A 25,666-nucleotide genomic window follows, 5' to 3' on the forward strand; every position below is an offset into this window, starting at 1 on the left:
AACAAGTTAGGAGTTACATTGATTGCTGTTTAGTATTGCTAAATTTTTTCAATTTTAAATTAAAAAACAATAGCTTTTGTTTTATCCTTTTAAAAAGGGTTTAAATATACGTTTTTAGCTTTGTTTGACTAAATTTTAAAGCACAAAAAAAGTCTCTAATCGAGACTTTTTTAATACTATTAAATATTTTTAATATTCATCCTCATTCCAGAGGTAATCTTCGTCAGTTGGGTAATCAGGCCAAATTTCTTCTATAGAGTCGTAAGAATCTCCTTCATCTTCTATTGATTGTAAATTTTCTACAACTTCTAAAGGTGCTCCTGTTCTAATAGCGTAATCTATAAGCTCATCTTTAGTTGCTGGCCAAGGTGCATCACTTAAATAAGATGCTAATTCTAATGTCCAATACATTTATTATATGGTTTTAATTTTTGCAAAAATAAATTTTTCGTTTAAATAGGCAAGAAAAAAGTGGATTATTTTTTCATTAAAATAAAGAACGTTCTTTTTTAACCGAAACTACTTGATAATTAAGTCTTTTGCAGTGTTACTAATCACAGCTCTATATTAAATGAATTACGTTTTTTTAGGAACCCATTTTACTTCGTCTGCTTGTAAGTCTAAGGACAATTTTCGTGCCAATACAAAAAGGTAGTCAGAAAGACGGTTTAAATACGTTAGTGTGTTTGCTTCAAAAGGTTCTAGATCGTTAAGTGCAGATGCTAAACGTTCTGCACGTCTGCATACTGTACGTGCAATGTGACAGAATGACACAGTTTGATGTCCACCTGGTAAAACAAAGTGTGTCATTGGTGGTAAGGCTTCGTTCATGCTATCCATTTCTGTTTCCAACAATGTAATATCATCAGAAGTTATTTTTTCGATATTTAGTCGTTCTTTTCCGTTTTTAAGAATTGCTTTTTCAGGATCCGTTGCTAATACTGCTCCAACTGTAAAAAGTTTGTCTTGAATATCTATAAGTATGTCTTTGTATTGTTGGTTGATGTTTTGGTCTCTAACCAATCCAATGTGAGAGTTTAACTCGTCAACCGTTCCATAACTTTCAATACGTATATGATGTTTTGGTACACGTGTACCACCAAACAATGCTGTTGTCCCTTTGTCTCCTGTTTTGGTATAAATTTTCATATTTTAAAGTTAAAAAGGTTGTTTGTAATATTAAGCCTCTTCTGTTGTATTGTCTTCAGTTGGTGTTTGTGTAGTTTCTGTTTTAGCAACGATTACTTCTTTAAAATTAACAAGTTTATCTTTTAGCTCGTCATTTAAATAGATGTGTTCTACAAGTATGTTGTCATCAAACTCTAGCTCGTTATCCTTTCCACGTTTAGCAATTCTATTAGTAACTGTTAAATAGTTCTCATTATTTTTAGAAGAATATAATGTAAAAATACTGTGGTTCTGGTCTACTGCAGCTGCATAAGTTAATTTTTGAAAAGCACTTGGGTTTGATTGCTCAATGTCTTTAACTAATTCTGGAGCATTATCTAAATAGTTAAAAACTGGTAAATCTTTGCTGTTAAACCATTGGTTACTTAATTCGCAAAAAGGCTCTGCTGCACCATTTGTAAAAATTATTGTTGCACCTATTATTAAAACAGCTTCAATAATCCAAATTATAGTTAAAAAAGTACCACTTACAGCATTAGATCTAATTCCCCAAGTACCATACTCGTTAATGGATCCCATTAACTCAAATAAAGCGCTTGGATTTGTAGCTAATACAACTAGTTGATCAAATTTAACATTACTTGCTGTAATCCCAATTCTGGAGTTTCCGTAGCTTTCTCCCATATTTATTGCTAAATCTACCCAAACAACCCAAGCAGCATATAATGCTACTAAACTTGCTATAAATGAAAAGCCAATTGCTAGCCATTTATTACGGACTTTACCAATTTTTATTACAACGTAGGACATTAGCCAAGCTAATGCAAAACCAACAGCTCCAGCAATAATAAAGTTGACATATATAAACGGAATATACCAAATAGCATAAGAGTAAATAAACCCAAGTATTGGTGCTGCAATTAAAGTAATTAAAATAAAATATAGAATAGCGATTGGTTCAAATTTTCCAGAAGGCGTGTAATACTTTGACATTAAAAAAGTGGTTTATGGTTGTTAGTAAAGCTGAAATATAGGAATATTTTTAGTTAAAAATTTTAATGCATGGATCAAATCTTTAAATCCTGATTTTAAAATGTTCTTTAACTTGTTCTTTTCTAAAGAATACAAAACCAAAATTATAAGTATCAATTGTAACAGTCACTTGTGGATGTTGTTTAATGACTTGCCAAGCATCTGTCATGTCTTTTGACCAATATATATCATCAAAAACAAAAACACTATTGTTATGTTTTGTTTTAAGTAAAGCCTCAAAATAATGTAATGTTGCTTCTTTTTGATGATTACCATCAAAATAAATTAAGTCATAGCTATTTGAAGTTAGTGTTTGAATAATATTACTAAAATCTCCTGTTAGAATTTCGCAATTTTTTAAGTTAAAATTATTGAAACTTTGTTTTGTAAATTTTGAAATATTTGGACAGCCTTCTATAGTTGTTAGTTTAGCTTTTGGATTGCCTAATGCTAAAGCTTGTGTAGCAATTCCAAGAGAAGTCCCTAATTCTAATATAGAGTTAAATTGAAAGTATTGACTTAATCTGTATAATAATTTTACCTCTTTAAAACTGCTTCCAGCTACTTTAGCAAGCTTTGAAATTGGACGTGTATTACTTTTAAAAACTTGACTTCCGGATCCTAAATCTGTAACCTCTATTGTATTGGTGTTATTTGATAATGTATTGATATAGGTTTTAATTATTGTATAATCCGTATGCTTTGTTTTGTCATAAAAACATTTGGTTACTAAATCATATACAAATGGAGAGTGGACACCATGTTGATTGGTTGCACTTTTTAAAAATTTTAAATAGGATTGTATTTGATGTGATTTGCTCATTAAAACTAAATGGTTCTCGATACAATTTGTTCATGCTTCACAAATCACTCGAACTGACGTTATGTTTTATAATTTTTAGTTTTGCTTACTGTTTACTAAATCAACCTTCCATTTTTTCAGTCAACTCTAACCATCTCATTTCTTTCTCTTCTATTGTATCGATAATACTTTGGATTTTAGAAGATAATTCTGTGATTTTATCTTGAGTTAAATCTGGATTTAAAAATTGTTGTTCAATCTCTTTTTTATCAAACTCTAAAGACTTGATTTTACTTTCTAAATTTTTGTATTCTTTTTGCTCATTATAAGACAAAGTAATGTTATTGTCTTTTTTCCAGTTTTTCTTTTCTTTTTTATCGTCTGTATTTTTACTTTCTGGTGCTTTGCTATCTTCATAAGCACGATAATCGGAATAGTTTCCAGGAAAATTTTCTACTTTACCTTCTCCTTTAAACACTAAAAGGTGGTCAACTATTTTATCCATAAAATAACGGTCGTGAGACACTACAATTAGACATCCAGGAAAATCTAATAAGAAGGCTTCAAGGACATTTAATGTTACAATATCTAGGTCGTTTGTAGGTTCATCAAGGATTAAAAAGTTAGGATTTTGAATCAAAACAGTACATAAATATAAACGTTTGCGTTCTCCACCACTAAGTTTTTCTACAAAATCGTATTGCTTTTTTCTGTCAAATAAAAAGCGTTCTAATAATTGCTGCGCACTTATTTGTCGTCCCTTTTTTAACGGAATATAATCTCCAAATTCTCTAACAATATCAATTACTTTTTGACCAGGTTTTGGTGTGATACCAGATTGTGTATAATATCCAAATTTGACAGTTTCTCCAATAATAATTTTACCACTATCTGGTTGTGTAGTTTGGGTTAACATATTTAGAAACGTAGATTTTCCTGTTCCATTTTTACCAATAATACCAACACGTTCTGCCCTTTGGAAGTTATAGTTAAATTGATCTAATATGATTTTGTCTTTAAATGATTTGGATAGTTTGACAAACTCAACAATCTTACTACCTAAGCGTTCCATATTTAATTCTAACTCAACAACATGGTCTTTTCTACGTTGACTGGCTTTATGTTTGATTTCTGTAAAATCGTCTATTCTAGATTTAGATTTTGTTGTACGTGCTTTTGGCTGACGACGCATCCAAACTAATTCTTTCTTAAATAGTTGTTTAGCTTTTCCAGTTTCTATTTGCTCTCTTGCAATACGTTCTTCTTTTTTTTCTAGATAATAAGAGTAGTTACCTTTGTAGTTGTATAATTGACCATGATCCAATTCTATAATTTCGTTACAGACACGTTCTAAAAAATAGCGATCGTGAGTAACCATAAATATGGTAATGTTTTCTTTTGCAAAAAAGGCTTCAAGCCATTCAATCATTTCAAGATCTAAGTGGTTAGTAGGTTCGTCTAAAATTAATAAATCTGGCTTGTTAATTAAAGCGTTAGCAAGACTTAAACGTTTTTTTTGTCCTCCAGATAGAGCACTAATTTTTTGCGAAAAATCTTCAAGTTTTAATTTAAAGAGTATTTGTTTAAATTGAGTTTCAAAATCCCAAGCATTGTGTCTATCCATTTGCTCGAAGGCTTTTTGGTAAGCAACTTCATCTTCTGGATTTTGTAATGCTTTTTCGTAATTTTTAATAATATCCAGAATAGGATTGTCTGCTGTAAAAATGGTTTCTTCTATAGTTAAACTAGCGTCTAGTACAGGTTCTTGAGGTAAAAAAGCAACTTTAATATCTTTTCTGTAAATAATATTTCCAGTGTCAGGTGCATCAAAACCTGCTAGCATATTTAAGATGGATGTTTTTCCAGTTCCGTTTTTTGCTACAAATGCAATTTTTTGATCTTTATGCACGCTAAAGGATATGCCTTCAAATAAGGTTAGTTCGCCATAAGATTTGGCTATATTTTCAACAGTTAAATAATTCAAAGTATTGTTTTTTACAAAGATGGGTTTAAAATAGTGAAAAGTGAAAAGTTTAAAGTGAAAAGTTGTAATATGAAAGCTGAAATTTATGATCTACTAGATTAATTTTTAAAATATAAAAAAACAAGACTTCATTTTTGTGCTAAATATTAGATTAAAAACCAAAAACACCGATAAATGTTTTGTTTTTCACGATGAAATGCTATATTTGTCAATAATCAAAAGCCTCAATATGAAGCAAATTATAGTATGTATAGTTGTAGTACTTAGTCTTTTAAGTACTTCGTGTATAACTAATAAAGACGTGGTGTACCTACAGGATAAAGGTACAATTGTTGACGATTCCCTTCAGATCAAAGCTCTGGCTACTCCATATAGAGTGCAGATTAATGATATTTTAAGTGTCAGTATTAAATCTACTGACAGTGAGCTTAAAAAGCTTGTAGAAGTTTTTCAGCCTACAGAACAGGTCGCTAATACAACTGGAAATCAAAGTTTATATTTTAATGGTTTTACTGTTGATTTACATGGTAATATAGAGTTTCCTATCCTTGATAAAGTAAATGTTTTAGGTTTTACTACAGATGAAATTGAAGAAAAAGTAAAGGAAGCTTTACTTGATAAATATCTAAAAGATATCTCAAAAATATTTGTAACTGTAAAATTAGCAGGTTTAAGGTATACAATTACAGGAGAAGTAGGAGGAGGAGGAGTGTTAACCTTGTTTCAAGATCGCGTTAACATAATAGAAGCCTTAGCCAATGGAGGAGATATTTTACCAACAGGAGACCGTAAGGATGTTTTGGTTATAAGACAATATCCAAATGGACAAAAAATTCATCATATAGATTTAACAGATGTTGCAGCCATGAAGTCGCCATATTATTACATACAACCTAACGATATGATTTTAGTAAAACCTCTTAAGCGTAAAGCATTGGGAGCAGGTCAAACAGCAACACAAACGTTTACTACCATAGCAAGTATATTTTCGGTTTTGATTTCTACTTATTTCTTAGCTAAAAACCTTTAATAGTTATTATGAAAGAAGAATTTGATGTTATAGACTCTAGTCCAGCATTTGATGTTAAAGCGTTTTTGTTTAAGGCACTAAGTTATTGGAAGCTTTTTGTCTTATTTGTAGGTATAGGAATTTTTATTGTATATCAGCAAAATATTAGAAAGCAACAATCGTATAGATTAAGTACAAAAGTATCAATTGAAGAAGATAAAAACCCATTATTTACATCTAATACTAACTTAACCTTTAATTATGGAGGTGTATCTTCCAAAGTACAGACTACAATTAATACGTTACAATCAAGAAGTCTGCATGAGCAAGTTGTTGATAGCTTACAATTTTATGTTCAATATTTAAAGCAATCGCGTTTTAGAAAAGACGATATTTATAAAGCTGCACCTTTTAGGTTTGTACTTGAGCCTGATGCTTATCAAGTGTTAAATCAATTTATAAAGGTTACTTTTTTAGAGGATAATAATTATACTTTAGAATTTAATTTTGAAACAACTTCAGTTGCTGCACAAAATTATAACGATTATACAATTAAGACATTAGATGTTAATCAAGGTATATTTACAAAAAAGTATTTATTAGGCGACACTATTGATTTGCCTTTTTTAAAAGGAAAAATTAATATTACTAAAGACAGAGTAGTTAGTACAGGAGAAACGTACTATTTAAATCTAAAGTCTTATGATGCAGTTGTCAATATTTATAGAAATAAACTATCTGTTAATAATCCAAGAGGTTCTGCTATACTATTATTAAGTATGGTTGATAATAACACTAAAAAAATTGAAGATTATTTAAATAAAACGGTTGAAGTTTTATCTAAAGAACAATTAGACAGAAAAAATCAGTTTGTAACTAATACCATAAATTTTATTGATAGTCAATTAAGCCGAGTAAAAGATTCCTTAACAGGAAATGCAAATGCTTTAAATGATTACCGTTCTAAAAATGGGATTTATAATCTGGATCAAGAAAGTGAATTAGTTTCAAAAAAACTAACAGATTTAGAGTTTCAGCGTGATGAAGTAAGTAGAAAAAAAGCTTATTATACAAGCTTGAAAAATTATTTACAAACCAGTCAAACGTTTACAGATCTACCAGCACCTTCAGTTGCAGGAATAGATGATGTTAATATATTAAGTAATATCTCCAAGATTAATGCTTTATCTGTGCAAAAGGCTAAATACGAAGCAACCGTAAAACCTGGAGCCTCTATTTTTGACGATATAAATAGTCAGATAGAAAGTATAAAATTAGTGTTGTTAGAAAATATTAGTTCTGCATCTGGTGGCCTTAATAGAGAGCTTAGTTTAATTAACGGAAAAATTGGAAGTGCAAGAGGACAGTTTAAAAAAATGCCAAAAGACCAACAAAACCTTTTGGATATCCAACGTCAATACTTATTAAACGAAAAAACATATAATCTGTTTTTAGCAAAACGTGGAGAAGCAGATATTATAAAAGCAGCAACAGTATCAGATATTTTACTAATTGATTCTGCAAAAAATACTGGAGCCATACCAATAGATCTAAAACTAAGCTCAAGGTATATGTTTGCAATTTTTGGAGGAATTTTACCACCTTTATTATTAGCTTTTTTAGTACTATTTTTTGACACAAAAATACATACACCCCAAGATCTAGAAAATTTAAGTAAAATCCCACTATTAGGTGTTGTTGGTAAAAACACATTAGATAATAATTTAGCGGTTCACAGAAAACCTAAATCTGCTGTTGCAGAAGCATTTAGGGCTATTAGGTCTAGTTTGCAATATATGTATAAGCAACATGACATAGAAAGCACTAAAACAGTGATGTTGACCTCTTCTGTTAGTGGAGAAGGTAAAACCTTTTGTTCTATTAATATTGCAACAGTATTTGCATTAAGTGGTAAAAAAACAATATTGGTTGGTTTGGATTTACGTAAACCTAAAATATTTGGAGATTTTGATATCCAGAATGATATTGGAGCAGTTAATTATTTAATTGGTCAAAAAAGTTTAGATCAAGTAATTCAACATACCAAAGTAGATAATTTAGATGTTATTACTTCTGGGCCAATTCCTCCAAATCCTTCAGAGCTATTAATTAGCAAAAAAATGGACGAATTAATGGAGCAGCTAAAAGAACAGTATGATTATATTGTAATGGATACACCTCCTGTTGGTTTAGTTGCAGATGCTATTGAGTTAATAGAGTATGCAGATGCAACACTATATGTTGTTAGACAGGATTACTCTAAAAAAGAGATGCTTGGTCTTATTAATGATAAATTTAAAAGAGGCGAAATACATAATTTAAGCTTCCTATATAATGGGTATGACCAAAAAGGAAAATATGGCTATGGTTACGGTTATGGTTATGGTTACGGTTATGGTAATTATGCTAATGGTTATCATGAAGATGAAGTCAAAAAGAAGTCTATTTTTAGACGTTTTTTAAATAGAATAAATCCATTAAATTAGTAATATTCCATAATGAGTTTGACAACAGAAAATTCTAAAAAAGACTGGTTATACACTATTTCTCCAAAAAAAAAGATGGTAAATCTTAACTTTAAAGAGATTTGGCAATATCGTGATTTACTGTTTTTATTTGTAAAGCGTGATATTATTACACAATATAAGCAGACTATACTAGGACCTTTATGGTATTTTATTCAACCCTTATTTACGTCTATTATTTTTACGCTTATTTTTAATAATTTGGCTGCCATACCTACAGGTAATGGTATTCCTGCCTTTTTATTTAATTTAGCAGGAATAACCTCTTGGAATTATTTTAGTAGCTGCATTTCTGGTACTAGTGACACTTTTAAAGCCAATCAAGGAATATTTGGAAAAGTTTATTTTCCTAGAGTTATAACACCTTTATCTGTTGTATTTTCTAACCTTATTAAGTTTGGTATCCAGCTATTAGTATTTATTAGTTTCTATATTTATTTTGTGTTTTTTACGGATAAGGCATTTAATGCAATACCACAAATAACCATTGTATTATTGCCAGTACTTATTTTGTTAATGGGTTTGTTGGGTTTAGGCTTAGGGATGATAATTTCTTCAATGACTACTAAATACCGTGATTTAACGTTTTTAGTTGGCTTTGGTGTGCAGTTGTTAATGTATGGATCTGCTGTTATGTATCCTTTATCTTATTTTAAAGAAAAAGTCCCAGAATATGCTTGGCTAGTTGAGTATAACCCAATGACCACAATTATAGAATTATTTAGAAATATGACGTTAGGAGTTGGAGAATTTTCAATAAGTAATTTTGCATATGCAGGCTTAATAAGTATCCTAATTTTTTTAATTGGATTAGTAGTATTTAATAAAACAGAAAAGTCTTTTATAGATACGGTTTAATATGGCAGATAAAAACATCATCTTAAAAGCAGAAAACATATCCAAACAATACCGTTTAGGGTTGGTTGGTACAGGAACTATAAGTCACGATTTAAATAGATGGTGGCATAAAATACGTGGTAAAGAAGATCCGTATTTAAGAGTTGGAGAGTCTAATGATCGTAGTACCAAAGGAAACTCTCAATACGTTTGGGCATTACAAGATATTAGTTTTGAAGTCGAAAAAGGCGAGGTTTTAGGGATTATAGGAAAAAATGGAGCTGGAAAATCTACATTATTAAAAATATTATCAAAAGTAACTGGTCCAACAACTGGAGAAATTAAAACTAGAGGTCGTATAGCGTCTTTATTAGAAGTTGGGACAGGATTTCATGGAGAGATGACAGGTAGAGAAAATGTCTACCTTAATGGAGCAATCCTTGGGATGACAAAAAAAGAAATCTCGTCTAAAATAGAGGAAATTATTGATTTTTCAGGATGTCAACGCTATATAGATACACCTGTAAAACGTTATAGTTCTGGTATGACAGTACGTTTAGCATTTGCTGTAGCAGCCTTTTTAGAGCCAGAAATTTTAGTGATAGATGAGGTACTTGCTGTTGGTGATGCAGAATTCCAAAAAAAGGCAATTGGTAAAATGCAAGATATTTCTAGAGGAGAAGGACGTACAGTGTTGTTTGTAAGTCATAATATGGCTGCTGTAAAAAACTTGTGTACTAGATGTATTGTTTTGGAGCATGGAAGTGTAGCTTTTAGTGGAACAACAGAAGATTCTATCCAGTTTTATTTAAAAGGAGCAAAGAACAGCCTAAACCAGATAGATTTTTCAACAAGAAAAGGCTCCGGAATTGTTAAGTTAAATTCTGTTGATGTTTATGGAGAAACTATTAGTGTTTTACCACAAACAGGAAAACCTTTTACGTTAAAGTTTAATGTTGAAAATCTAGAAAAAAAATTAAACTCATCTGTTAGATTTGATTTTAGAATTGATGATCCAATGGGTCAACATCTAGTTTGGATGAGTAGTGATTTATTGAAGGTTGAAGGTAATAAAGAGTTTACATCAATACTATTTAATTGCAATAAATTAGGTATGAATGAAGGGCAATATTATATCACTATTTTAATTAGGGTAGATGGTCTAATTTCTGATTGGATCCAAAATGCCTTAACTTTTGAAGTTACTGAAGGCGATTATTTTAATACAGGAAAAAAAGTACCAATAGAACAAAGCAAAATGATACTTGACTTTGATGTAAATTATATTTAACTAAATTATTAAAAGGCCTATAAACAAAAGGTAAAGTGTATTAAGTTATTAAAAAATAATGCAAGATAAATTAGTTTCCATAATTATTCCAACCTATAACAAGGCTCAGTTAGTTGTTAAAACTCTGCAAAGTATAAGCGAGCAAACTTACCAGAATTGGGAATGTATTATTGTTGATGATGGGTCAGATGAAAAGGATTTTTTATTAATCAAAAACTATACAGATTTAGATTCAAAATTTCAATTACATAAAAGACCATTAGATAAACCTAAAGGTGCAAATACTTGTCGTAATTATGGAATCTCTTTAAGTAAAGGAACTTATTTTCAATTTTTTGATAGTGATGACTTAATGTTGCCTTTTTGCCTTGAAGGTAGAATAGACCAAATGATAAAAAACGATTATGATTTTGTAGTCTTTTCTATGGGAATAATTAAGGATGATGGTTATGTAAAAGACTCAAAAGATGTTATAGTGCAAAATTGGCAAGAAGCATTACATGCTTTTATTAGTGATCAACGTCTACCTTGGAATTTGCAACGTACACTTTATAAGTCAGAATTAATTAAACATAAAATTAATTTTAATGAAAAACTTTTGCGTTTTCAAGACGTAGAATTTCATATTAAGTTACTAAGTAAGTACAAGCCTAAATTTAAAATCGTTTCAATAATAGATTGCAGTTATAGAAAAGCAAGTGCTAGTAATCCTAGAAGTAATCAGTTTCATCAAAATGTTTTTATTTCTATTCCAGAGTTTTTTAATTCAATATCTAAATATATACCTAAGGATGTATTAAACACAAATATTAGTAATTTGCAACATTGGTTATATATAATTGTTAGCCTATATACAACTAAAGCAATTCCAAATAAGATGTTACAAAATGTAATTGCCTCTGCTAAGAAAAATATAAAACTTACATTTAAGCAATCATTAATGCTAAAATTATTGTTTTTTGGTAAGAAGTATTTCGTTAACGTAAAAGGAGAAACATATTTTTTTGATTTATTAAAAAAAGTATACAAGAGATAATCATGATGAAAAAAATAAAAAAAATAATTAAAGAACAGATAAAACTTCAGCAGTCTTCCCATTTTTTAATAACAAAGTCTCATTTGCAGTCAAAGGAACTAGAATGGGCACATATCTATCATGACAGTATTAGAGGTAAAAAAGCGTTAGAAAACTTACCACTTAATATTGGTCGATGGGCAGGGAACTACGCTTTCTTTTATTTGTTAAATCGAATTTTAACCGATTTTAAACCTAAAAGTATCATTGAATTTGGTTTAGGAGAATCTACAAAGTTTATTTCAACATTTTTAGATAATTCTTTAAATGAATCTAAGTTATTAACTATAGAGCATGACGAAAATTGGAAATCACTTTTTTTAGATAATTTTAAGTTATCAAATAGAGCAGAAATAAAAACATTAGACTTAGTAGAAAATAAAATTAATGGTTTTGATAGTAATGGATACAAAAAAATAAAGGAAAATATTAAGGAAATATTTGATTTATATATAATAGATGGTCCATTTGGTTCAAAAAACTATTCTCGCTATGATATAGTTTCTCTAGCTGAAAATTTATCAAAAAATGATGACTTTATTATTATAATGGATGATTATAATAGAATTGGAGAAAAACAAACAACAAAAGAGCTGCTTAAATTTTTAAAGCATAAACAAATAGATGTTTTCACAGAAGAGTATGTTGGTAACAAAAGTGTATTTGTTATTGCAACAGAAAAATATAAATATGTAACCTCTTTTTAAAGTAAAAGTGTTTTTATAAAAATTATAAATAATATGTTAGAGAGCAAAGTAAAATCGATATAATGATTTTAAATCTATGCTAAACTTTACTGGTTACATTATGCTTACAGTTAAGAAAATAATAAAAAAAATACTAGGTAAACAGGATAATCTGGTTAGAGTATATTCTCATCCTCGTTCAGGAACTCATTTTTTGGAGGCGTTTTTGGCTAAAAATATTTATAAAAAAAAGAACCTAAATATTTCTGATGTGGTTTGGGGACATTGGTCTAATAGAAAAACCAATAAAGAAGGAAATCCCTTTGGAAAACTCTTCGGAAATCATTTCTTTCCAGAAAGAAACATTAACAACAAGCCAAAAATATATATAATAAGAGATGGAAGAGCTGTAGCTTACTCCATTTGGAAAACCAATAATTTTATTCATAAAGATTTAGAAGGTATCTCCTTTAAGGAGTTTTTAAGAGCAAAAATTGATTGGTCTGGTACGCCAGCAACAAAATCTCAACCTAAATATAATATCATTGAGCATTGGTATTTACATGTAAAAAGCTGGTCAGATTTTGCAGAAAAAAATAATAACATATTATTAATTCGTTATGAAGACCTTGTAAGCCAGCCTTACCAACAATATATTAAAATACACAATAAGTTTTTTAGCAAAACTAAAAAGACATCAGAAAAAAACCTAGATGCTATTACAAAGCCAGTAGGCCTATTACCAAACAAAGCCACAAAAGATTCTTGGAAAGAAGCTTTTGATAATGAGGATTTAGAGTACTATTTCAGTATTGTAACTAAAGGGATTTAAAAAAATGATAATCAATGAAAAAGACAATTAAAAGTTTTAAGAAGAAAATAAAATCGATATTGAAGCTAGATGTCAAGGAGAAAAGGCATGAACTTGTTGGTTCTTCAAGCAACTGGAAAGTAAAGCAACGTTTTCAAATTGATTTTTTAAGAAAGAATGGTTTAAATCCAGGAGATTTATTTCTGGATATAGGTTGTGGGACTTTACGAGGAGGAATGCCTATAATCAAGTTTTTGAATAATGCTAAATATCATGGAATCGATATTAGGGAAAATGTAATACTTGAAGCTAAGAACGAAATAAAAGAAGAAAGACTGATTAAAAAAGAGCCAACAGTTTTAAGTTTTTCTGATTTTGATACTCTTAAATTTGATAAAAATTTCGATAAAATTTTGGCGTTTTCAGTTTTGATTCACCTTGAAGACGCTATCCTTGATAAATGTTTAAAATTCGTTAGTCAACATTTGTCTGATGATGGAGTTTTTTTTGCAAATGTAAATTACGGAAATAATTCTGATGGTAAATGGCTTGAGTTTCCTGTACTTTTTAGAAGTTTTGATTTTTACACGGAAAAAGCAAAAAAATACAGTATGACAGTTGAAGAAGTTGGGCAGCTTAAAGATTTTGGACACATAACAGAAGATAAATTATCTGACGAACAGATGATTTTGGCTTTTAAATTAAGATAGAGTTTAGTATGAAAAAAGTTTGTTTTATTGTTGGTCAGTTTCCTGTAGTATCGCAAACTTTTGTTGTTAATCAAGTTGTGTCAGCAATTAACAATGGTTTAGATGTAGCAATTTATACATATAGTAAGCAATCCTGTCAAGATGCATCACAAGCTAATTTATTAACGCAATACAAACTTTTGGATTTAACAAATCAAATAGATTTTAAAATTCCTAAAAGTAAAATTCAGAGATTGCTACAAGGATTTCAATTAAGTTTTAAGTATTTTAAATACCTTAAAAAAGCTGGTCTTAAAAATGGTGTTAGACTATTCTTAACCCTACCTTTTAAAATCAAATATTTTTTGACTATAAAAAATATTGATGTGTTTCATGTCCATTTTGGGCATTATGGTTTAGATGTCGCTTTAATGAAAAAAATAGGTGTTATTAACGCTAAACTTATTGTTACATTTCATGGTTATGATGCTAATTTAAAAAACTCAAAAGAACAAAATAATTTGAGTAAGCAATATCAAGACTTGTTTTTGCAATCAGAAAAAATTACTGTGAACACTTCATATTTAAAGAATATTTTACTTCAGTTAAAATGTAATAACGATAAAATTGAAGTTATACCTATGGGTATTAATACTAGTTTGTTTAAAAATAATGTTGTTAGAAAAATTGATAAAAACAATATAATAAATTTACTTTCAATAGGTAGATTAATAGAATTAAAAGGACACCATTATGCTATTCATGCTGTTAAAGAATTGATAAATAATGGATTTAATATTAACTATAAAATTATAGGTGTAGGAAATCAAAAAAATGAACTATTAAAATTAATTAAGGAGTTGAATATAACTAAAAATGTAGTTTTGGTTGGTAAAAAATCTCAAGAAGAAATTAAAGAATATTTTAAAAAAGCGCACCTGTTTTTAATGTCGTCAGTAAAAGATTCTGATAATCGATGCGAAACTCAAGGTATTGTAACAGTTGAAGCACAAGCTTCTGGTTTACCAGTTGTTGCTTTTGATTCTGGTGGAGTTAAATATACTTTTGTAAACAATGAAACTGGATTATTGGTAAAAGAAAAAGATACTAATGCTTATGCAAATGCTATTGTTAAATTAATAGAAGATGATATATTGTATAGCAAATTAAGTAATGCTGCACCAGAATTTGTAAATAAAAATTTTAATATTGATAAAACATCAGAAAAATTTATAGCCTTATATAATCAAAATTGAATAGTTTAATCTCCATAATTATCCCAGTTTTTAATCGAGAGTCTATTATAAAAATGACCCTAGATTCTATTGTAGCACAAAGCTATACTAATTGGGAATGCCTTATTATTGACGATGGAAGTACAGATCAAACAGAATTAACAATTGATGAATACTCCAAAAAAGACAGCCGATTTAAGTTTGTAAAACGACCAATTAATTTAATAAAAGGAGCAAATAGTTGTCGTAATTATGGGTATACTTTAGCTAAAGGACGATATATTAATTGGTTTGATAGTGATGATATTATGAAACCTACTTTTTTAGAAAAAAAAGTAGCAGCATTTAAAGATAATACAGATGCAGTTATCCATCGTAATAACTATGCAAATTATCAATTAACCCAGTTTAGAGATAGTAAGTTTAATTATCAAAATGATAAAAACTTATTCTATAATTACGCAATGGAAACTATAGAGATACAAACTTGTGGTTTTATGTGGAAAAAATCTTTTCTTGAAGGAAAACCACTTTTTGACACCTCAATAATGCGTTATCAAGATAACGAGTTTCATATACGTATGTTAGCCATCAAAACACTAAAAGTTGAAATTTTAGATACTGTTTTAGCAACTATTAGAAGTGGAGATGGACATGATAGCCAAATTAGCGCAAAAGCTAATTTGACTAAACAAAAATTGTATGATGTGTTTTATTATCGCTATCAATGTTTGCAATTGGCTAAGTATGGTTGTATTGATGTAGATGCAAATTTCAATAAAACAATTGCTAAAAAAACATTATGGGCATTTTACGCAGGTTTGCGTTTTGAAACTAGTTTTATAAAAAGAGTTAAAGACTTTTTTAAGTACCATTCTAAAATCCAATTTGTTTATTCTAATCCACAATTAGGTTATATAGACGCTTGGAAATCCTTATTTTACATTTATAAAACTATAGTATTTAGATAATGATATCCATTATAATCCCAATATACAATCGAGCACATTTAATTGAAGAAACCCTTCAGTCTATCACTGCGCAAACCAATACCAATTGGGAGTGTATTATTGTGGATGATGGTAGTACAGATAATACTGTTAAGGTTACTAAATCATTAATAAAAACTGATGATCGTTATCAGTTATTTATACGACCTTCAAATTTAAAAAAAGGACCAAGTAGTTGTCGTAATTATGCTATTACAAAAATAAAAGGTGATTATATTCAGTTTTTTGATAGTGACGATGTAATGCATCCAGAACATCTACAACAAAAAAGAGAAGCAATAAAAGATAATGATTTTGTAATCTGTCAATTACAAGACTTTAAAGGAGATTTTGATGATAGTTTGTTTAATACTGTTAAGCAATCAAAAATAAAGCAAACTAGTAATTTGTTTGAAGATTTTGCTTCAGGTATTTTTCCAATGATGATGGTTGCTCCACTTTGGAAAGCTACTAGTCTAAAGCCTTATTTGCCAATAAAAGAAGATTTACATATTTTAGAAGATCATGAGTTGTATGCACGTGTACTTTTTAAAAATAAAACTTGTGCTATTATTAATAAACCACTAATTTTTTATCGTATTGGAGCAAGCTCTTCTACCAATAGTTTTTATAAAAATGTAGACTATGGTTTAGCATCTTATTTTGAGGCTAAAAAAACAGTATTGCGCTTATCAAGTTCTGATAATATAAAATTAGCTATTCTAAAAATGACGTTAGGCTTTTTTAGAAAATCAATTGCAGAACGCAATTTTAAAGCAGCACAAGACTGCTTAGATTTTATTAAAACAGAAAAATTACCTTATAATACAACGTTAAAACAAAAAATGTCTCGCATTCGTTTTTTCTATACTATTTTTAAAGTCTTAAAAAAAGGAGACACAAAATTTAAACCCTTATTTAAACTATAATGAAGATTTTAATGGTCGCCATACCAAACCACCATTTTTTTCAATGGGTTAATCAGTTGAAAGAAACTGGACATGATGTTTATTGGTTTGACGTGACTGATGGTGGATCAAAATCTCCAAAAATAAAATGGGTAACACAAATAAAAGGGTGGAAGTTAAAGTGGGATTTTCCACTTAGAAGCACCATTAAAAAGAAGTTTCCTAAACTATATAAGTCTATTCAAAAAGTTAATGAAAAAGACGTATCTATTGCTTTTAAAAAAGCATTAGATAGTATTCAACCAGATATTGTGCATTGTTTTGAGATGCAATTATCTGGATTACCTATTTTGCCAATAATGGAACAAAACACTATTCCTTTAATCTATTCATCTTGGGGAAGTGATGTGTTTTATTTTAAGCAATTAGGTGTCTCAACAGAGCAATTACAAAACTTCTATAAACGCGCAAACTATTTAATTACAGATTGTAAACGCGATTATCAATTAGCTACTAAAAATGGATTTAAAAATCAATTTTCAGGTGTGTTTCCTGGTAATGGAGGATTAACAATAGATAATTCTAAAATTAAAACAGTAGCTAACAGAACTATAATTTTAATAAAAGGATATGAGGATGGAGTAGGGAAAGCTTCAAAAGTATTAGAGGCTTTAACGTTAGTTTCTGCAAAGAGTTTAAAAGATAAAAAAATTGTAGTCTATAGTGCAGATAAAGCAATTATACAACAGGTTAAACAATCTAAAGTGTTATCCAATTTGCAAATAACAGTGCATCCTAGACAACAATTTATTCAAAATAAAGATTTATTAACTTTAATGGGTAAAAGTTGTATTCATATAGCCAATAGTATTTCAGATGGAATGCCAAATGCGTTGTTAGAAGCCATGTCGATGGGTAGTTTTCCTATTCAATCAAATCCAGGACAAGTTACAGAAGAAGTTATTGGACATAATAAAAACGGATTTTTAATTAGTAACCCTTTAGACCAAAAAGAAATAGCTTTGCATATAACAAATGCTTTACAAAATGAAAGTTTAAGACAACAAGCACAAGATTTTAATGTCAATTTTATGAAAGAACATTATAATCGTACTACCTTGCAAACTAAAATAGAAGCATTATATAAAACTATTTATACCAAAAATTTATAGATGAAAATTTCATTTTTAATAGTAACAAAAAACAGACCTGAAGATTTGGTTTTAACTTTTAAGAAGTTAAAGGCTATTGTAGATTTGTCTATTCATGAAGTTTTAGTCTTTGTTGATGGTTGTTCCAAAACCGAAACCATTGTAAAAGATTATGATTGGGTAAAATGGACAGTGTCAAAAAAAAGTGTTAGCGCATCTCCTGCAAGGCATGCACTATATAAAAAAGCAAAAGGTGATATTTTTATTGGATTGGACGATGATGCGCATCCTATAAGTCCAAATTTTATTAAAAGTGTAGAAGATATTTTTAGTACAGATCCTAAATTAGGCATTATTGCTTTTCAGGAAGTAAGAGGCTTGTTTCCATCAGATCAAGACGCTTTAAAATACTCTAAACAATTAGATAAACACTACACAAGTGAGTTTGTTGGTTGTGGATTTGCTGTTAAAAAAAATGTGTATGATGCAACTAATGGTTTTCCGGTTTGGATGGATATTTATGGAGAAGAGTCTGCAGTATCGTTAGAAGTATTAGATTTAAAATATTCTATTTTATACCAACCAGATATTAAAGTCAATCATCGTATTGATGTAGAAAAAAGAAAACAACAAGGTCGTAATTATTATAGATTTGAAAGACAATTAAAAAATACCATTCGTTATTATTTGGTATATTATCCTAAACCTTTAAAAAAAATAGCCAAAACATTATGGCATAATTTTAATAAGTATGCTTTAACAGATTGGACGTATTTTAAATCTTTTATATTGGTGTTTTTTTCGACCCTATTTAAATTACCACAAATATTAAAACACAGACAACCTGTAAGTCAAAAAACAATTACTAAAAAACTAAACTTAAAATCCTTAAATTTTTCTACTTAAATGCTATTTAACTCTCTAGATTTTGCTGTTTTTTTACCAATAGTATTCATACTATATTGGTTTGTAACTAATAAGGATTTGAAGCTTCAAAATGCTTTGCTAGTAATAGCAAGTTATGTGTTTTATGGTTGGTGGGATTGGCGTTTTTTAACTTTAATTGTATTTAGTTCTATTGTAGATTATACCATTGGTATACTACTTAAAAAAGAAGAACAGCAATCTAAACGTAAGCTATTATTATGGTTAAGTATTATAGTTAACCTTGGGTTTTTAGGATTTTTTAAATACTATAACTTCTTTGTAGATAATTTTGTCGAAGCATTTTCATTTTTTGGAAGTAAAATACAACCCAATACTCTAGATATTATTTTACCAGTTGGGATTAGTTTTTATACGTTCCAAACCCTAAGTTATACAATAGACGTTTATAAGCGTAAGTTAGAGCCAACAGAAGATATTGTGTCGTTTTTAGCATTTGTAAGTTTCTTTCCTCAACTAGTAGCAGGACCTATAGAGCGTGCCACAAATTTGTTGCCTCAGTTTTATAAAAACAGACAATTTCATTACAGTAAAGCTGTAGATGGATGTAGACAAATACTTTGGGGATTTTTCAAAAAAGTAGTCATTGCAGATAATTGTGCAGACTATGCTAATCAGATATTTAATAGTTCTGCAGAGCATTCTGGAAGTACATTGTTATTAGGAGCATTGTTTTTTACGTTTCAAATTTATGGAGATTTTTCTGGGTATTCAGACATAGCAATTGGGACTTCAAGATTATTTGGATTTGATTTAAAACAGAATTTTGCATTCCCATATTTCTCTCGTGATATTGCAGAGTTTTGGAGACGTTGGCACATCTCTTTATCCACATGGTTTAGGGATTATTTGTACATTCCGTTAGGAGGAAGTAGAGGAGGTGCTTGGATGAAAGTACGTAATACATTTATTATTTTTCTGGTTAGTGGGTTTTGGCATGGAGCCAATTGGACATTTATAGTTTGGGGGTTTTTAAACGCATTATACTTTTTACCACTTTTACTAGCAAAACGTAATAGAAACAACTTAAACATAGTCGCTCAGGATAGTAATTTACCATCTATAAAAGAGATCATGCAAATGGGAGTAACCTTTGGGTTAACAGTTTTGGCTTGGGTCTTTTTTAGAGCAGAAAATATCACACATGCATGGTTATATTTAAAAGGTATTTTTAATTCTAGTCTTTTAACATTACCTACTATTAGACCAACAAACCTAATTGTTTTAATTTTTGTTTTTATTGTTTTAGAGTGGATTGGTAGACGACAACAGTTTGCAATAGAAGTCATGTTGTTAAAAAAACCTAAAGCAATAAGATGGGCATTTTATATGCTTATAGTAGCTTTGATATTTGTGTTTAGTACAGAAAAACAGCAAGAGTTTATATATTTTCAGTTTTAGAATGAAAAGCTTTTTATTAAAAATATTAGTTTTTAGTGCATTGTTTTTTATTCTTGAAAAACCAGCTTGGCTATTATTAGATTCTGCTCCAGAAAGACAATATGATAAACGATTAGAAGCATTGTTAAATGGAAAAGTAAATAAAGATTTAATTGTATTAGGATCTTCAAGAGGAGCAGGAAATATATTAGCAGGTCAAATAGAAAAAGAAACAGGGTTGTCGTCTTATAATTTATCTTATCAAGGCTCTAATGTAAGCTTTCATCAGTTTATTTTAGAAACCCTTATAGAGTTCAATAAAACTCCAAAAAAAGTTATTTTAACTATCGATAACCCAACATATTTAAAAAGTGATAATAGTGTTAGATTTAGAGTTGATGCATTACAGCCATTAACTAAATACAATTATATTAATTCTAAATTAATCAAAGAAAAAGCAAATAATCCTTTGTCCAATTTTTTCTATTTATCAAGATTAAATTCTAGTCATTTTAGATTTAAGACCAATAAAGCGCCAAGTATGAACCCTCTGGATTCTTTTGGAACTATGCCTTTAATTAAAAAGAATAATATTGATTTAGTGTATAAAATTAAATTAGCAGAATATAATTCAAAAGAAGAGAAAGAATCAAAACTAAATGCGTTTAGAAATATTCAAAATTTATGTTCAGAAAATAATATAGAATTAATTTATGTGTTTTCTCCAGATTTTAGACCATTTAACCTCTCTTTTTTTAATAGGTTTAAAAAGTTAGTAAACAAAAAAGAAAAACTAATTATTTACGATTCTTTAAACTCTGTGTATAAAAATGAAAAGTATTTTTATGACTATGCACATTTACTTCAAAATGGAGCAGAGATTTTTACATCAGAAATCAGTACTTTTATAAATCAGAATAAATAATAAAATAAAATCAATGAAAGTAGCCTTAATAACTGGAATAAATGGACAAGATGGCTCATACTTAGCAGAGTTGTTATTAGATAAAGGTTATATGGTACATGGTATTATAAGGCGTAGTTCTACTTTTAATACAGAACGTATTGAGCATTTATATATTGATACCGTTTTAAGAGACATCCATAAAAAGCAAAAAATAAAACTGCATTATGGAGATATGACAGATGGTTCTAATTTAATTAGATTAGTACAAGAAATCCAACCAGACGAAATTTATAATCTTGCAGCACAATCACATGTTAAAGTCTCTTTTGATTTACCAGAGTACACTGCAGAAACGGATGGAGTCGGAACTTTAAAACTTCTAGAAGCAATCAGGATTTGTGGTTTAACAGATAAAACTAGAATTTATCAAGCATCTACATCAGAGTTGTATGGTAAAGTTCAAGAAATACCACAGACAGAAACAACCCCTTTTTATCCTCGTTCTCCTTATGGAGTTGCAAAATTGTATGCTTTTTGGATAACTAAAAATTACCGTGAATCATACAACATGTATGCGGTAAATGGTATTTTGTTTAATCATGAATCAGAAAGAAGAGGTGAAACTTTTGTAACCAGAAAAATAACATTAGCAGCAGCTAGAATTGCACATAAAATCCAAGATAAATTATATTTAGGAAACCTAGATGCTAAACGAGATTGGGGTTATGCAAAAGACTATGTAGAGTGTATGTGGTTAATGCTACAACAAGATGTGCCAGAAGATTATGTTATTGGAACAGGAGAGCAACATACTGTTAGAGAGTTTTGCGAGTTGGCATTTAAAGAAGCCAATATAACCATTAAATGGGAAGGTAAAACTGAAGCTGAAAAAGGCGTTTGTGCAAAAACTGGTAAAGTTTTAATAGAAATAGACCCTAATTATTATCGTTTAGCAGAAGTCGAAACACTTTTAGGAGACCCAACTAAGGCTAAAACTAATTTGGGTTGGAACCCTAATAAGACTTCGTTTAGTGAGTTGGTAAGCATTATGATGCAACACGATTTAAAACTAATCGAAAATCAAAAATAAAGATGAGTCTTAACGCTAAAGTATTTGTTGCTGGACATAATGGGTTAGTTGGTAGCGCAATTTTAAAAACCCTAAAAAATAAAGGGTATTCAAATATTGTAACCAAAAATAGAAAAGAGTTAGATTTAATGGATTATAATAAGGTTGATGCTTTTTTTAAGGCAGAAAAGCCTGAATATGTCTATTTAGCTGCTGCTAAAGTTGGTGGTATTTTAGACAACAATGTTAGACGTGGGACTTTTATTTATGAAAACTTAATGATCCAGAATCATGTTATTCATTTAAGTCAAGCGCATCAAGTTAAAAAACTATTGTTTTTAGGGAGTACTTGTATTTACCCAAAAGATTGTCCACAACCAATAAAAGAGGACTATTTGCTAACAGGACCATTAGAGTATACTAATGAGCCTTATGCTATTGCTAAAATAGCAGGAATCAAGCTTTGCGAGAGTTATAATATACAATACAATACTAATTTTTTATCTGTAATGCCTACTAATTTGTATGGTCCTAATGATAATTTTGATTTAGAAAAATCACATGTATTACCAGCTTTAATTAGGAAAATTCATTTAGCTAAGCAATTTCAAGATAATAATATTGAAGCACTTAAAAAGGATTTAAAAGTAGAAACGTTAGAAGCTGCTATATCTGTTTTAAATAACTATGGAATAACTAAATCTAGTGTCGAAATTTGGGGAAGTGGTCAACCAATGAGAGAGTTTTTATGGTCTGAAGATATGGCAGAAGCGTGTGTCTTTGTTATGGAAAATGTCAATTTTAAAGACTGCTCTAAAGAAGCTAAACAGATTAGAAACACACATTTAAACATTGGAACAGGTACAGATATCTCTATAAAAGACCTTGCTATTTTAATTAAAGAGACTGTTGGATATAATGGTCAATTTACTTTTAATACATCCAAACCAGACGGAACATTGAAGAAACTTACAGATTGTACTAAAATTAATACATTAGGCTGGAAACATACTATTCAATTAAAAACTGGAATTCAAAGACTTTATGATTGGTATTTAAATAATGAATAAATTTTAATTAAATCACCTTTTATCCTGATTTTTCACACTTTCATCCGAAAAAAAGTGTATTTTAGCGATTAATTAAGAATTCGAATCTTACAGTTTAAATGAAAAAAATCGGTTTTATTCCTTTACGTAAAGGCTCAAAAGGTATTCCTGGTAAAAACAAACGTAAAATGGTTGGAAGACCATTGTTTACTTGGGTTTTAGGTGAAGCATTTCAATCTAATTTAGATGAGGTATATGTATATACTGACGATCAGGCTATCATCGATTTTATTAATAAAGAATACCATTATACTACAAAAATAAAAGCCTTACTTAGAAGCGATCAAAGTGCAACAGACACTGCTTCTACAGAAAGTGCTATGCTGGAATTTGCAGAAAAAATCAATTATAACTTTGATGTATTTTGCTTATTGCAAGCCACATCACCTTTTACAAAAGCAACAGATATTAATGCCTGTTTAAATGAGCTTGATAACGGAAAGGATTCCGTATTAACTGTTGTAAACACACATCGTTTTTTATGGAAAGAAGATGGTACAGCAATAAACTATGACCCATTTAATAGACCTAGACGTCAAGATTTTGATGGGTTGTTAATAGAAAATGGAGCAGTGTATACTTGTAAAAAAGAAGTGCTTCAAAATAAAAATAACAGATTAGGAGATACTATTGGTATTGTAAAAATGCCAGAAGAAAGTTTGCATGAAATTGATAGCGAAGCAGATTGGATTGTTGTAGAAAAATTATTAATCCAGCGTCAAAAACAAGCCAAAGCATCTAACAAAATTACACATTTAGTTTTAGATGTAGATGGTGTGTTTACAGATGGAAGCATCACTTATACTAAAGATGGAGAGCATACCAAACGTTTTGATATGCGTGATGGAATGGGATTAGAAATCTTAAGACAATTTGATGTAGAGGTTGTTATTATGACTTCTGAAAATTCTGAATTAGTAGCAAAACGCATGCAAAAACTTCAAATAGAGCAAGTCTATTTAGGTGTAAAAGATAAATTTACTTTGCTAAATAAAATAGTAAAGGATAATAATATTAAACTAAGTAATGTCGCATATGTTGGAGATGATGTTAACGATTTAGCAAATATTGTTAGTGTTGGTTGGTCATTAGCACCAAATAATGCAATGACAGAAATTAAGACTAATGCAGATGTTGTATTGTCTAAAAATTCTGCAAATGGAGCGATAAGAGAAGCTTGTCAATTCGTCAAAAACTATAATAAAAGATTTTAGTATAACCTATGAATACTTTCAAAAAACCTTATACAATTGCCGAGATTGGTTGTAACCATAAAGGCGATATGGAGATTGCAAAAGAGCTAATTAAAGTAGCTAAAATATTTTGTAATGTTGATGCTGTCAAGTTTCAAAAACGTCATAATAAAGAGTTATTGACGGAAGAGCAATACAATAGTCCACATCCAAATCCTATAAACTCTTATGGAGATACTTATGGTGCACATCGCGAGTATTTAGAGTTTGATGTTACACAACACCAAGAGTTAAAAGATTTTTGCGAATCCATTGATATAGATTATTCAACCTCTGTTTGGGATGTAACGTCTGCAAAAGAGATTGCATCACTTAACCCTAAGTTTATCAAAATACCATCAGCATGTAATAATAATGTAAAGATGTTAGAATGGTTATGTGACAATTATAAAGGAGAAATCCATATCTCAACAGGTATGACTACCAAGGATGAAATTGAAGATTTGGTGTCATTATTCAAAAAACATAACAGAAATAAAGATTTAGTATTGTACAATTGTACATCTGGTTACCCTGTACCTTTTCAAGATGTTTGTTTATTAGACATTAATTTATTGATTGAAAAATACGGAAACGATGTTAAGCATATTGGGTTTTCTGGTCACCATTTAGGTATAGCAGTAGATGTTGCAGCTTATACTTTAGGAGCTAATGTTATAGAAAGGCATTATACCTTAGATCGTACCTGGAAAGGTACAGACCATGCAGCTTCTTTAGAGCCAATGGGATTACGTAAACTCTCAAGGGATTTAAGTGCTGTACATAAAGCTTTGGCTTTTAAAAGTCAAGATATTTTACCAATAGAACAAGTACAGCGTGATAAGCTAAAAAACCAAAAAGGGTAATTTATT

Annotated in this window: 24 protein-coding genes; 19 read left to right on the top strand and 5 right to left on the bottom strand. The window is 29.5% G+C overall.

Translation table 11 applies throughout. The features are described 5' to 3' along the window. Window positions 1-189: 189 nt before the first annotated feature. The 5 genes from SJY17_RS08840 to SJY17_RS08860 all read right to left on the bottom strand — a co-directional run bounded on the left by SJY17_RS08840 (window position 190) and on the right by SJY17_RS08860 (window position 4,946). The gene (locus SJY17_RS08840; protein WP_006989959.1) at window positions 190-411 is read right to left on the bottom strand and encodes a DUF2795 domain-containing protein; all 222 of its coding nucleotides are present in this window, start codon (window positions 409-411) and stop codon (window positions 190-192) included. Window positions 412-576: 165 nt separating this feature from the next. Further along, window positions 577-1,149: a cob(I)yrinic acid a,c-diamide adenosyltransferase gene (locus SJY17_RS08845; protein ID WP_397362204.1), complete on the bottom strand. Its 573-nt coding sequence runs from the start codon at window positions 1,147-1,149 to the stop codon at window positions 577-579. A gap of 30 nt (window positions 1,150-1,179) precedes the next feature. Further along, the gene (locus SJY17_RS08850; RefSeq protein WP_397362205.1) at window positions 1,180-2,121 is read right to left on the bottom strand and encodes a hypothetical protein; all 942 of its coding nucleotides are present in this window, start codon (window positions 2,119-2,121) and stop codon (window positions 1,180-1,182) included. A gap of 82 nt (window positions 2,122-2,203) precedes the next feature. Beyond that, complete coding sequence (locus SJY17_RS08855) at window positions 2,204-2,983, bottom strand: O-methyltransferase (protein WP_397362206.1); 780 nt, start codon at window positions 2,981-2,983, stop codon at window positions 2,204-2,206. A gap of 100 nt (window positions 2,984-3,083) precedes the next feature. Next, window positions 3,084-4,946 carry an ABC-F family ATP-binding cassette domain-containing protein gene (locus tag SJY17_RS08860; RefSeq protein ID WP_397362207.1) on the bottom strand — a complete coding sequence of 621 codons (1,863 nt, stop codon included), beginning with the start codon at window positions 4,944-4,946 and terminating at the stop codon, window positions 3,084-3,086. A gap of 229 nt (window positions 4,947-5,175) precedes the next feature. On the opposite strand from SJY17_RS08860, the gene SJY17_RS08865 reads away from it, so the two are divergent. The 19 genes from SJY17_RS08865 (at window position 5,176) to SJY17_RS08955 (ending at window position 25,660) form a co-directional block, all read left to right on the top strand. After that, window positions 5,176-5,976, top strand: coding sequence for a polysaccharide biosynthesis/export family protein (locus SJY17_RS08865; RefSeq protein ID WP_397362208.1), 801 nt, complete (start codon window positions 5,176-5,178; stop codon window positions 5,974-5,976). Window positions 5,977-5,984: 8 nt separating this feature from the next. After that, window positions 5,985-8,441: a polysaccharide biosynthesis tyrosine autokinase gene (locus tag SJY17_RS08870; RefSeq protein ID WP_397362209.1), complete on the top strand. Its 2,457-nt coding sequence runs from the start codon at window positions 5,985-5,987 to the stop codon at window positions 8,439-8,441. Window positions 8,442-8,453: 12 nt separating this feature from the next. After that, window positions 8,454-9,338, top strand: coding sequence for an ABC transporter permease (locus tag SJY17_RS08875; protein WP_397362210.1), 885 nt, complete (start codon window positions 8,454-8,456; stop codon window positions 9,336-9,338). A gap of 1 nt (window position 9,339) precedes the next feature. Then, window positions 9,340-10,608 carry an ABC transporter ATP-binding protein gene (locus tag SJY17_RS08880; RefSeq protein WP_397362211.1) on the top strand — a complete coding sequence of 423 codons (1,269 nt, stop codon included), beginning with the start codon at window positions 9,340-9,342 and terminating at the stop codon, window positions 10,606-10,608. Window positions 10,609-10,666: 58 nt separating this feature from the next. Continuing rightward, the gene (locus SJY17_RS08885) at window positions 10,667-11,644 is read left to right on the top strand and encodes a glycosyltransferase family 2 protein (protein WP_397362212.1); all 978 of its coding nucleotides are present in this window, start codon (window positions 10,667-10,669) and stop codon (window positions 11,642-11,644) included. Window positions 11,645-11,649: 5 nt separating this feature from the next. Then, a complete protein-coding gene (locus tag SJY17_RS08890) occupies window positions 11,650-12,390 on the top strand; it encodes a hypothetical protein (RefSeq protein WP_397362213.1) in 741 nt (246 codons plus the stop codon). 76 nt (window positions 12,391-12,466) lie between these two features. Then, the gene (locus SJY17_RS08895; protein WP_397362214.1) at window positions 12,467-13,201 is read left to right on the top strand and encodes a sulfotransferase domain-containing protein; all 735 of its coding nucleotides are present in this window, start codon (window positions 12,467-12,469) and stop codon (window positions 13,199-13,201) included. A 14-nt stretch (window positions 13,202-13,215) separates the two neighbouring features. After that, complete coding sequence (locus tag SJY17_RS08900) at window positions 13,216-13,890, top strand: class I SAM-dependent methyltransferase (protein ID WP_397362215.1); 675 nt, start codon at window positions 13,216-13,218, stop codon at window positions 13,888-13,890. Window positions 13,891-13,898: 8 nt separating this feature from the next. Continuing rightward, window positions 13,899-15,125 (top strand): glycosyltransferase, encoded by a 1,227-nt coding sequence (locus SJY17_RS08905; protein ID WP_397362216.1) that lies wholly within the window; start codon window positions 13,899-13,901, stop codon window positions 15,123-15,125. Further along, the gene (locus SJY17_RS08910; RefSeq protein ID WP_397362217.1) at window positions 15,122-16,075 is read left to right on the top strand and encodes a glycosyltransferase family 2 protein; all 954 of its coding nucleotides are present in this window, start codon (window positions 15,122-15,124) and stop codon (window positions 16,073-16,075) included. Before SJY17_RS08905 ends, SJY17_RS08910 begins: the two co-directional genes overlap by 4 nt. Continuing rightward, window positions 16,075-17,022 (top strand): glycosyltransferase family 2 protein, encoded by a 948-nt coding sequence (locus SJY17_RS08915; protein ID WP_397362218.1) that lies wholly within the window; start codon window positions 16,075-16,077, stop codon window positions 17,020-17,022. The genes SJY17_RS08910 and SJY17_RS08915 overlap by 1 nt, the downstream gene beginning before the upstream one ends. Further along, window positions 17,022-18,173 carry a glycosyltransferase gene (locus SJY17_RS08920; protein ID WP_397362219.1) on the top strand — a complete coding sequence of 384 codons (1,152 nt, stop codon included), beginning with the start codon at window positions 17,022-17,024 and terminating at the stop codon, window positions 18,171-18,173. The genes SJY17_RS08915 and SJY17_RS08920 overlap by 1 nt, the downstream gene beginning before the upstream one ends. Then, a complete protein-coding gene (locus tag SJY17_RS08925; RefSeq protein ID WP_397362220.1) occupies window positions 18,174-19,058 on the top strand; it encodes a glycosyltransferase family 2 protein in 885 nt (294 codons plus the stop codon). After that, a complete protein-coding gene (locus SJY17_RS08930) occupies window positions 19,059-20,498 on the top strand; it encodes an MBOAT family O-acyltransferase (protein WP_397362221.1) in 1,440 nt (479 codons plus the stop codon). A gap of 1 nt (window position 20,499) precedes the next feature. Then, window positions 20,500-21,402 carry a hypothetical protein gene (locus tag SJY17_RS08935; RefSeq protein ID WP_397362222.1) on the top strand — a complete coding sequence of 301 codons (903 nt, stop codon included), beginning with the start codon at window positions 20,500-20,502 and terminating at the stop codon, window positions 21,400-21,402. A gap of 13 nt (window positions 21,403-21,415) precedes the next feature. Then, entirely contained in the window at window positions 21,416-22,474 is a 1,059-nt protein-coding gene (gene gmd, locus SJY17_RS08940) for a GDP-mannose 4,6-dehydratase (RefSeq protein ID WP_397362223.1), read from the top strand. Window positions 22,475-22,476: 2 nt separating this feature from the next. Beyond that, complete coding sequence (locus SJY17_RS08945) at window positions 22,477-23,523, top strand: GDP-L-fucose synthase family protein (RefSeq protein WP_397362224.1); 1,047 nt, start codon at window positions 22,477-22,479, stop codon at window positions 23,521-23,523. Window positions 23,524-23,621: 98 nt separating this feature from the next. Next, window positions 23,622-24,776 carry a cytidylyltransferase domain-containing protein gene (locus SJY17_RS08950; protein WP_397362225.1) on the top strand — a complete coding sequence of 385 codons (1,155 nt, stop codon included), beginning with the start codon at window positions 23,622-23,624 and terminating at the stop codon, window positions 24,774-24,776. A gap of 8 nt (window positions 24,777-24,784) precedes the next feature. Next, window positions 24,785-25,660 carry an N-acetylneuraminate synthase family protein gene (locus tag SJY17_RS08955; protein WP_397362226.1) on the top strand — a complete coding sequence of 292 codons (876 nt, stop codon included), beginning with the start codon at window positions 24,785-24,787 and terminating at the stop codon, window positions 25,658-25,660. The last annotated feature ends 6 nt before the right edge of the window (window positions 25,661-25,666 follow it).

This window comes from Olleya sp. R77988, from assembly GCF_044594215.1.
Lineage (GTDB): Bacteria > Bacteroidota > Bacteroidia > Flavobacteriales > Flavobacteriaceae > Olleya.

Excerpts from the sequence above, each read along its gene's own strand:
- SJY17_RS08840 (WP_006989959.1), bottom strand. The coding sequence starts at position 411 with ATGTATTGGACATTAGAATTAGCATCTTATTTAAGTGATGCACCTTGG.
- SJY17_RS08845 (WP_397362204.1), bottom strand. The coding sequence starts at position 1,149 with ATGAAAATTTATACCAAAACAGGAGACAAAGGGACAACAGCATTGTTT.
- SJY17_RS08850 (WP_397362205.1), bottom strand. The coding sequence starts at position 2,121 with ATGTCAAAGTATTACACGCCTTCTGGAAAATTTGAACCAATCGCTATT.
- SJY17_RS08855 (WP_397362206.1), bottom strand. The coding sequence starts at position 2,983 with ATGAGCAAATCACATCAAATACAATCCTATTTAAAATTTTTAAAAAGT.
- SJY17_RS08865 (WP_397362208.1), top strand. The coding sequence starts at position 5,176 with ATGAAGCAAATTATAGTATGTATAGTTGTAGTACTTAGTCTTTTAAGT.
- SJY17_RS08870 (WP_397362209.1), top strand. The coding sequence starts at position 5,985 with ATGAAAGAAGAATTTGATGTTATAGACTCTAGTCCAGCATTTGATGTT.
- SJY17_RS08875 (WP_397362210.1), top strand. The coding sequence starts at position 8,454 with ATGAGTTTGACAACAGAAAATTCTAAAAAAGACTGGTTATACACTATT.
- SJY17_RS08880 (WP_397362211.1), top strand. The coding sequence starts at position 9,340 with ATGGCAGATAAAAACATCATCTTAAAAGCAGAAAACATATCCAAACAA.
- SJY17_RS08885 (WP_397362212.1), top strand. The coding sequence starts at position 10,667 with ATGCAAGATAAATTAGTTTCCATAATTATTCCAACCTATAACAAGGCT.
- SJY17_RS08890 (WP_397362213.1), top strand. The coding sequence starts at position 11,650 with ATGAAAAAAATAAAAAAAATAATTAAAGAACAGATAAAACTTCAGCAG.
- SJY17_RS08895 (WP_397362214.1), top strand. The coding sequence starts at position 12,467 with ATGCTAAACTTTACTGGTTACATTATGCTTACAGTTAAGAAAATAATA.
- SJY17_RS08900 (WP_397362215.1), top strand. The coding sequence starts at position 13,216 with ATGAAAAAGACAATTAAAAGTTTTAAGAAGAAAATAAAATCGATATTG.
- SJY17_RS08905 (WP_397362216.1), top strand. The coding sequence starts at position 13,899 with ATGAAAAAAGTTTGTTTTATTGTTGGTCAGTTTCCTGTAGTATCGCAA.
- SJY17_RS08915 (WP_397362218.1), top strand. The coding sequence starts at position 16,075 with ATGATATCCATTATAATCCCAATATACAATCGAGCACATTTAATTGAA.
- SJY17_RS08920 (WP_397362219.1), top strand. The coding sequence starts at position 17,022 with ATGAAGATTTTAATGGTCGCCATACCAAACCACCATTTTTTTCAATGG.
- SJY17_RS08925 (WP_397362220.1), top strand. The coding sequence starts at position 18,174 with ATGAAAATTTCATTTTTAATAGTAACAAAAAACAGACCTGAAGATTTG.
- SJY17_RS08930 (WP_397362221.1), top strand. The coding sequence starts at position 19,059 with ATGCTATTTAACTCTCTAGATTTTGCTGTTTTTTTACCAATAGTATTC.
- SJY17_RS08935 (WP_397362222.1), top strand. The coding sequence starts at position 20,500 with ATGAAAAGCTTTTTATTAAAAATATTAGTTTTTAGTGCATTGTTTTTT.
- gmd (WP_397362223.1), top strand. The coding sequence starts at position 21,416 with ATGAAAGTAGCCTTAATAACTGGAATAAATGGACAAGATGGCTCATAC.
- SJY17_RS08945 (WP_397362224.1), top strand. The coding sequence starts at position 22,477 with ATGAGTCTTAACGCTAAAGTATTTGTTGCTGGACATAATGGGTTAGTT.
- SJY17_RS08950 (WP_397362225.1), top strand. The coding sequence starts at position 23,622 with ATGAAAAAAATCGGTTTTATTCCTTTACGTAAAGGCTCAAAAGGTATT.
- SJY17_RS08955 (WP_397362226.1), top strand. The coding sequence starts at position 24,785 with ATGAATACTTTCAAAAAACCTTATACAATTGCCGAGATTGGTTGTAAC.